Origin of the sequence: Arthrobacter silvisoli, assembly GCF_003369445.1 — a bacterium.
In the GTDB taxonomy this organism is placed as follows: domain Bacteria; phylum Actinomycetota; class Actinomycetes; order Actinomycetales; family Micrococcaceae; genus Arthrobacter; species Arthrobacter silvisoli.
Genome location: NZ_QRCU01000016.1, coordinates 114,006 through 121,590 on the forward strand (window position 1 = coordinate 114,006; position 7,585 = coordinate 121,590).

Below are 7,585 nucleotides of genomic sequence, written 5' to 3' on the forward strand. Positions count from 1 at the left end.
CACCGGAAAAGGAGCTGCACATGTCCGCGGTAATCGGCTACGCCCCGCTGCTCTGGCAGGGGCTGCTAACCACCATCCTGGTGACCGTGCTCAGCGGGGCGCTGTGCCTGGTGGTCGCGTTCGCGGCGGGGCTGGCCCGCCTCTCCAGCCACCGCTATCTGCGCTGGCCCGCCGGCGTCTTTATTGAGGTGTTCCGCGGCACCTCCCTGCTGGTGCAGATGTTCTGGCTGTTCTTTGCCCTGCCGTTCTTCGGGATCCAGCTCCATCCGCTCACGGCGGCGGTCCTTGCCCTGGGCCTGAACGAAGGCGCCTATGCGGCCGAGGTTGTCCGCGGCGCCATCGCCAGCCGGGCCAAGGGCCAGACCGAAGCCTGCATCGCCCTTGGCATGGAGCCGGCGCTGCGGCTGCGCCGGGTCATCGTCCCGCAGTCCATCCCCGCGATGCTGCCGCCGTTCGGTAACGTCATGGTGGACCTGCTGAAGAACACCTCCCTGGTCTCGCTGGTCACGGTGACGGACCTGACGTTTCGCGCGCAGATGATCCGCAGCACCACGGGACAGACGACGGCGATCTTCCTCACCATCCTGGTCATGTACTTCGTCCTGTCCTGCCTGCTGACCCTGCTGACCGGCTGGCTCGAGCGCCGTTTTGCACTGGACCGGAAGGCGATTGCCGCCCAGCGCACGGAAAGCCGTCTGATGAAGGTGGGTGCGGCGTGATCTGGGACAACGACTTTGCCATCTCGGTTTTCCCGCTGCTGCTTGAGGGACTGTGGGTCACCGTCCAGATCACGCTGCTGGGAACGCTGCTTGCGGCCGTCCTGGGCCTGGTCTTCGCGGTGCTCAGGAGGCTCGCCATTCCGGTGCTGTCTCCGGTGGTGTCCTTCTTCGTGGTGTTCGTCCGCGGGACGCCGCTGCTGGTCCAGGCATACTGCGCATTCTTTGTACTCCCCGCCTACGGAGTCAGCTTCGACGCCTTCACCACCGGGCTGGTAGTGATCGGCGTCAACTACAGCGCCTACATGGCGGAGGTCTACCGCAGCGGAATCCAGGGTGTCCCGAAGGGGCAGTGGGAGGCGTCAACGGCGCTCAGCCTCCCCGGCGCGCGCACATGGGGGCGGATCATTCTCCCGCAGGCTGTGCGCACCGTGGTGCCCATGCTCGGCAACTACCTGATCCAGATGTTCAAGGACTCCGCTGTGCTCTCGGCTATCACCGTGGTGGAACTGATGGCCACGGCACAGGCGATCGGAAGCTCGAACTTCCGCTACCTGGAACCGCTCACCCTGGCCGCACTGCTTTTCCTGGCCATCAGCTACCCGGCCTCACGGCTCGTCAACAGATTGGAGCGGCGCTATGCGCCCCAGCACTGAACCCCAACCTCTGTCCGCCGACGCGGGGCCCACCCCGGGCCCGATCGTCAGGTTCCAGAACGTTAGCAAGAACTGGGGATCCAACCAGGTCCTGAAATCACTCAACTTCGAGGTGGCCCCGGGGGAGAAGGTCTCGATCATCGGCCCGTCCGGGTCCGGCAAGACCACCATCCTCCGCATCCTCATGACACTCGAGACCCCCAGCGAGGGGCTCGTGACGGTGGACGGGGACACACTGTGGGACGTCGCGCCGGGCCAGAAGGCCAGAGAAACGAAGCAGCTGCGCGAAACCCGCCGGAAAATCGGCATGGTGTTCCAGCAGTTCAACCTTTTCCCGCACATGACGGCCATGGAAAACGTCATCGAGGCCCCGATCCACGTGCTGGGGATGGGCAATGCCGAGGCCCGGGAGCGGGCGGCGGACCTGCTCACGCTCGTTGGGCTGGGCAAGCACATGAACCACACCCCACCGCAGATGTCCGGCGGCCAGCAGCAGCGGGTGGCCATCGCCCGGGCCCTAGCCATGCGGCCCAAGGTGCTGCTGTTCGATGAGCCGACCTCGGCCCTGGACCCGGAACTGATCGGCGAAGTGCTGAACGTGATCCGGAACCTGGCACACACCACGGACATGACCATGCTCATGGTCACGCACGAAATGCGGTTCGCCGAGGAGATTTCGGACCGGGTGGTGATGTTCGACAACGGCGCAGCCGTGGAGAGCGGACCGCCTGCCCAGATCTTCAAAGACCCGCAGCAGGAACGGACTCGGACCTTCCTCCGCGCCGTCCTGCAGCACTGAGGCAATCCGTAAGCACTGAGGCAGCTGCGCGGCAGCACCCTTGGGTCATTGCTAAGGGGCAACCGAAAACTCCAATGGGCGCTTGCACGGGAAGCTGGCTGAAACTGGCAGCTTCCCGTGCGGGCGCCGAGGTGCGTTATCGGCCAGACGATTTGAGCCCGGAAGGGGCGGCCCTGTCCCGCCGCCCCCGGGTTAGGCGCTGCGGCTGGTGGCCAGGAGCGATATTTCAACCGGTGCCCCGTCGGGCAGGCTGGAAACCCCGACGGCGGCACGCACCGGCCGTCCCTGATCGCCGAAGTACGAAACCAGCACCTCAGACGCGCCGTCCATCACCAGCGGATGTTCCGTGAAGCCGCTGACGGCAGAGACATATCCCGTCATGGAGACAATCTCTTCGATGTGCTCCAGGCCGCCGGCATGCGCGGCCAGAGACGCCAGGCAGTTCAACACGGCGGTGGCCGCGGCCGACCGCCCTTCTTCCACCGTCAGGTCCTCGCCCACGCGACCGCTGTGTTCCAAGGTTCCCTGCACGGCAGAGGTATGCCCGGCCGTATAGAGGAGGCCGCGTACTTCCCGGACGGGCACATAGTTTCCGGCCGGTTGAGGGGTGGGCGGCAACGCCGGAATCGATTTTTGATTTTCATCCATAACGAGCCATTGTAGACAATCAAACAAATATGAGAAAGTGACGTATGGCACTTACACCCAACCCCACTGTTGCACCTCTTGCCGACCCCCAGGGTCCGCGATCCTGGCAGGACATCGGCGTCGTCTGTCCTTTCGATATGGCCCTTGACCACGAGCTTTGGCGCTGGATGCCCGCGGGGGTGAACCTCGTTTTTACCCGCACGCCGTACTACGATCAGCCCGTAGGTCTCGACATGGCCGAGGAGATCAGCGATCACGGCGAAATCCAGGACGCTGTCCGTTCTCTCGTTGCCATCCGCCCGGCGGTAGTGACATATGCCTGCACCTCCGGCAGCTTCGTCCATGGCGTCGAGGGGGCCGGGAACCTTTCAGCAGCAATGGTCTCGGCGGGTGCGCCGGCAGCGGTTACCACTTCCGAAGGCCTTTTGATGGCCTTGGACGCCCTGGGGGTCGGCAGGGTCGCGGTGGCCACACCTTATCTCGCGGAGCTAACGGACAGGTTGACGTCGTTTTTGGAACAGGGGGGCAAGTCCGTGGTCTCACATGAGGGGCTGGGGCTGGACCGGGACATCTGGACGGTCCCGTACGCCACCACTTGCGAGCTGATCCGTCAGGCGGACCGGCCGGACGCGGAGGCTGTCTTCGTGAGCTGCACCAACCTGCCCACCTATGACCTTATTGCATATATGGAGCGGGAGTTGGGAAAGCCCGTAATCACGGCCAACCAGGTGACTGCATGGAGTGCATTGCGGCTGATGGGGCGCGAGGCGGTGGGGCCGGAGCAGCTCCTGCTTCAGGCCGCGGCCAAATAGCTTATCCTGCTTCGTTCCTCTGAGACGCAACCCGACAAAGAAAGACCTCCTGGCCGGCGGATGCCGCGCCGTCCAGGAGGTCTTTTTCATTGGCTGTGCCGCCTTGGGCTTTTGTCTCTCAGGGGCGGAAGAGTGCGCCCAACTGGTCAGAGTGTACGGCCCGGCCTGCGAGCTGCAGCCCGTACCAGGCGGTTACCTGATTTGCGGTCAGCACTGTCTTTCCGAGTACTGATTCCAGCTCGTTGATCCAGCGGACGGTATGCAAGGCAGTGTCCGGAATCAGGACGGCCTGGGCCTCTGGAGCATTGGCGCTGCGCGCCAGCTCAATCACGCTGTCGTGGTCCAGTTCGCCGGCGTCCTCTCCGGAGGCAATGTCGTGGGAGGCCATCTCGAGGACCTCCACGTCCTGGTGGCCAAGCAGTTCCACAAAGTGGCGGGAGACGTCCTCGGGGTAAGTTGCCGAGATGGAAACCTTCGACACGCCGAGGTGACGCAGTGCGGCGGCGAAGGCCAGTGACGTGGATGACGTTGGAACGTTGATGGCTTCCTGGATCTCCTTCGCCTGCTGATGCGCGCCGTCCCAGCCGAAGACGAAGCTGCCTGACGTGCAGGCCCACATGACGGCGTCTGGAGCATGCTGTCGGGCGATCTCGCTGGCGCCGGAGAGCAGCCTCTCCGGCTTGCCCAGATCCAGTAACGCCTCCACCTCGTGCGTGGTGATCTCGTCGGGACCGCCAACCGAGGTGTGAACCACTGGGAGATGGATGTCGTCTCCCAGCACTGACTCCAAGTAGGGGTATTCATCCTCGGCGCTATGGCCCGGATACAGCATTCCGACAGTTGTCATCTTCGCTCCTGTGCGTCTGGCCGTGTACACGGCGAGGGGTTTTCACTGCTACGCAAATAGTATACAGTTGTATTGTCAACAATCGAAGAGAGTGAGTTGCCAAAGGGGCGCCGACAGTCGAGAGCGAGCGAGTTACCACCGCGGTAGCAGTGCACGTAGCGGGGCGGTGGTCTCTTTGTTGAAGAGTAAAATGCTTATTGTCAACCATAAGACGGTGGCTATCGGCGAGGCAGCTACAGCATGATCAGCGGCCAGGAAACCGAGCCTGGGAGCAAGGACGGAAGAGCATGAAAAGGGGAGCCCTAGACCCGGTTGTGCAGGAGTCTACTCCGGCACTCATTGCCAGGAAAATCCGCGACGCCATTGCTCGGGGCGACTTCGCCCCCGGGGTTCAGCTGGGTGAAGCGGAACTCGCCAAGGAGCTTGGCGTAAGCCGGGGCCCCCTTCGCGAGGCCATGCAGAGGCTGACCCAAGAGGGTCTGCTGGTGAGCTACCGGAACCGCGGGCTTTTTGTGGTGTCGATGGATCAGGACGACTTTCGGGACATCTATCTGGCCCGGTCGGCCGTCGAGACCGCCGCCATCAACCGGGTGGCTACTACCGATCCTGAGGGCAACGCCGCCAGGCTGATGGAAGCTGTGCGTGAAATGGAGAACGCCGCGGCCACGCCTAACGGCGAGGCGATTACAGAGGCAGACATGCACTTTCATGCGCTTCTGGTGGAGTTGGCCGGCAGTCCGCGCCTGAAGAAGATGCATGACACGCTTCTCACGGAGACGCAGATGTGCCTTAATGCCCTCAAGAGCACCTATGAGACGGCCGACAAGCGCATATCCGAGCACAGGGGAATTGCCGAGGCGATTTCCCGCGGGGACTCCGACCTCGCGGAGAAGCTCATGGCCGAACATATGGATGATGCCCTAATGCGCCTGATCCCAGAGTGACTTTGAAAGGTAGCCGGGTCCCCTAAGGGCTGCGAGATCATCGTGATCTGGCAGCCCTTTTGCGTTGTTTAGTTGATTGGTGGGCCGAGTTGGTCACGGGAATCAACTTTCCTATTGTCAACAATGCGACACTCCGGTAGTGTGATGAGCGATACATTTTTGTCCCCGAGCAAGGATCGTTATGTCAGAAACACAACCGCTTGGAGCCGGCTCCGGCGCGGGGTTTGCGACTCCAGAGGAATACTCACCAGCAGGCAAAAAGGTTCTGCGTCGAGCCGTCGCCGCCTCGGCCATGGGCAACGCCACCGAGTGGTTCGATTATGGCGTTTACGCTGTAGCCGCCACCTACATCACAGCGAACTTCTTCCCGGGCGAAGGCGCCGCGGGAACTGTCTGGACGCTGGCCACCTTTGCACTCTCGTTCCTGGTGCGGCCTCTCGGTGGCCTGTTCTGGGGTCCCCTGGGTGACAGGATCGGTCGCAAGAGGGTTCTGGCGCTGACCATCATCCTGATGGCAGGGGCGACCTTCGCTATCGGCCTTCTCCCAACCCATGCTTTGGCCGGCTGGCTGGCTCCGGCACTGCTGATACTGCTCCGCATGGTGCAGGGATTTTCCACCGGCGGCGAATACGGCGGCGCCGCTACCTTCATGGCGGAGTATGCGCCTGACAAGAAGCGCGGCTTCTACGGAAGCTTTCTGGAGTTCGGAACGTTGGGCGGCTTCGCCCTCGGTTCCCTTATCGTCCTGCTCTGCAGCCTGGTCCTAGGGGACAGCGCCATGCATGAGTGGGGCTGGCGCGTTCCGTTCCTGATCGCCGGCCCGCTCGGCATCATCGGGCTCTACCTGCGGAATCGACTGGAAGACACCCCTGTCTTCCGGGAGCTGGAAGCCAGGGGCGAACTGGAACCGGCCGTGAGTTCGACGCTCGGGGACCTGCTCCGCTACTACTGGCGGCCCATGCTGACCATGGCCGGGCTGGTGATCGCCCTGAACGTGGTTAATTACACCCTCCTGTCCTATATGCCGACTTATCTTGAGGGCACGGTAGGTATGGACGCCAGCACCGTACTGACCCTTATGTTTGTCGGACAGCTGGTCATGATGCTGATAATCCCGTTCACAGGCGCCCGTTCGGACAAGATCGGGCGCAGACCGATGTGGTTCATCTCGCTCATCGGCCTGTTCGTTCTGGCGATTCCGATGTACATGGTGATGGCCAACGGCTTCTGGTTCGCGATGCTTGGATTCGCCGTCCTGGGCCTGCTGTACCTCCCGCAGTTGGCCACTATCTCCGCGACTTTTCCGGCCCTGTTCCCCACTCAGGTCCGTTACTCAGGCTTCGCCATTACTTACAACGTCAGCACCGCTCTCTTTGGCGGTACTGCTCCGATGGTGAACGAACTCCTGATCAATTCCACCGGGAACGTCCTGATGCCGGCGTTCTACATGATGGCTGCTTGCCTCGTGGGCCTCGTTGCCGTGTGGAAAATGCCTGAGACAGCGGGCTCTTCCCTGCGCAACATGAAGATCCGGAAATAGAACTCCATGAACCAACACCGCCCCTAAAGCCGGCAATTCAAACAGCCGGACCTAAAACACCCCAGCTCCATGTCGCCAAGCCCGCGGCGGACCCTGATAGTCAGGGTTTGCCACGGGCTTGACGATTTCTCAGAAGTTGTCGCGATCGCCGGGACTTTTTGGGTACTGCACCATCATTCGAAGGGTGACCGCTGTCAAAGGCGCGATGGACTGGCTTGGGTCCTGACCGGAATCGGGCTTGGCGTGAGGGATCGTCCGAGACTCGTCACCCGCGGCGGCGGCCGGCGGGAGCCGCGACACCCGACACGGTGGTCGCCGAGATAAGGTTCTGGCGCGAGACGCTGTCAGCGATGGTCGGAAAGTGAGCCATTTCGTAAGCTTGGCGTCCATTGGTCGTTGCAACACCTGAGCTTTTTAGGAGTTGCAATTGGCAGAGATGAAAAGACCTATGAAGCCCCCTGGCGCCCATCCGAAGAACGCTGCGCGGGCTCACTATGATCAGCTGATGAAACAAGGGAACGGGTAATTCTGACAGCTGCCTGAGTATGTCAACTCTATTTGGCCCCGGTAGGACGGTTATTTCTGGCCCCGGGGCTTCTCACGGCATCCTGTTCCCGGGCTAC

At 62.2% G+C, this 7,585-nt stretch carries 8 protein-coding genes; 6 read left to right on the forward strand and 2 right to left on the reverse strand.

All coding sequences use genetic code 11. The annotated features are described in order from the left end of the window. Window positions 1-20: 20 nt before the first annotated feature. The 3 genes from ehuC to ehuA are packed head-to-tail and all read left to right on the forward strand — an operon-like array spanning window position 21 to window position 2,171. Window positions 21-719 carry an ectoine/hydroxyectoine ABC transporter permease subunit EhuC gene (ehuC, locus tag DWV11_RS03420; RefSeq protein WP_115787488.1) on the forward strand — a complete coding sequence of 233 codons (699 nt, stop codon included), beginning with the start codon at window positions 21-23 and terminating at the stop codon, window positions 717-719. Further along, window positions 716-1,372 (forward strand): ectoine/hydroxyectoine ABC transporter permease subunit EhuD, encoded by a 657-nt coding sequence (gene ehuD, locus DWV11_RS03425; RefSeq protein WP_115787489.1) that lies wholly within the window; start codon window positions 716-718, stop codon window positions 1,370-1,372. Before ehuC ends, ehuD begins: the two co-directional genes overlap by 4 nt. After that, window positions 1,356-2,171 carry an ectoine/hydroxyectoine ABC transporter ATP-binding protein EhuA gene (gene ehuA, locus DWV11_RS03430; RefSeq protein WP_168404549.1) on the forward strand — a complete coding sequence of 272 codons (816 nt, stop codon included), beginning with the start codon at window positions 1,356-1,358 and terminating at the stop codon, window positions 2,169-2,171. Before ehuD ends, ehuA begins: the two co-directional genes overlap by 17 nt. Before the next feature lie 192 nt (window positions 2,172-2,363). On the opposite strand, the gene DWV11_RS03435 is transcribed toward ehuA, so the two are convergent. Continuing rightward, complete coding sequence (locus DWV11_RS03435) at window positions 2,364-2,819, reverse strand: RidA family protein (protein WP_115787490.1); 456 nt, start codon at window positions 2,817-2,819, stop codon at window positions 2,364-2,366. Window positions 2,820-2,863: 44 nt separating this feature from the next. Between DWV11_RS03435 and DWV11_RS03440 the strand changes: the two genes are divergently transcribed. Further along, window positions 2,864-3,631: a maleate cis-trans isomerase family protein gene (locus DWV11_RS03440; protein WP_115787491.1), complete on the forward strand. Its 768-nt coding sequence runs from the start codon at window positions 2,864-2,866 to the stop codon at window positions 3,629-3,631. 118 nt (window positions 3,632-3,749) lie between these two features. On the opposite strand, the gene DWV11_RS03445 is transcribed toward DWV11_RS03440, so the two are convergent. Further along, entirely contained in the window at window positions 3,750-4,478 is a 729-nt protein-coding gene (locus DWV11_RS03445) for a maleate cis-trans isomerase family protein (RefSeq protein WP_115787492.1), read from the reverse strand. Between the two features lie 287 nt (window positions 4,479-4,765). On the opposite strand from DWV11_RS03445, the gene DWV11_RS03450 reads away from it, so the two are divergent. After that, window positions 4,766-5,422 (forward strand): GntR family transcriptional regulator, encoded by a 657-nt coding sequence (locus tag DWV11_RS03450; RefSeq protein ID WP_115787493.1) that lies wholly within the window; start codon window positions 4,766-4,768, stop codon window positions 5,420-5,422. A gap of 181 nt (window positions 5,423-5,603) precedes the next feature. Further along, window positions 5,604-6,962, forward strand: coding sequence for an MFS transporter (locus tag DWV11_RS03455; protein ID WP_115787494.1), 1,359 nt, complete (start codon window positions 5,604-5,606; stop codon window positions 6,960-6,962). Window positions 6,963-7,585 lie beyond the last annotated feature (623 nt).

What these genes read in the sequence shown, in the direction of transcription:
- ehuA (WP_168404549.1), top strand. Translation starts at nt 1,356, where the DNA reads ATGCGCCCCAGCACTGAACCCCAACCTCTGTCCGCCGACGCGGGGCCC.
- DWV11_RS03440 (WP_115787491.1), top strand. Translation starts at nt 2,864, where the DNA reads ATGGCACTTACACCCAACCCCACTGTTGCACCTCTTGCCGACCCCCAG.
- DWV11_RS03435 (WP_115787490.1), bottom strand. Translation starts at nt 2,819, where the DNA reads ATGGATGAAAATCAAAAATCGATTCCGGCGTTGCCGCCCACCCCTCAA.
- DWV11_RS03455 (WP_115787494.1), top strand. Translation starts at nt 5,604, where the DNA reads ATGTCAGAAACACAACCGCTTGGAGCCGGCTCCGGCGCGGGGTTTGCG.
- DWV11_RS03450 (WP_115787493.1), top strand. Translation starts at nt 4,766, where the DNA reads ATGAAAAGGGGAGCCCTAGACCCGGTTGTGCAGGAGTCTACTCCGGCA.
- ehuC (WP_115787488.1), top strand. Translation starts at nt 21, where the DNA reads ATGTCCGCGGTAATCGGCTACGCCCCGCTGCTCTGGCAGGGGCTGCTA.
- DWV11_RS03445 (WP_115787492.1), bottom strand. Translation starts at nt 4,478, where the DNA reads ATGACAACTGTCGGAATGCTGTATCCGGGCCATAGCGCCGAGGATGAA.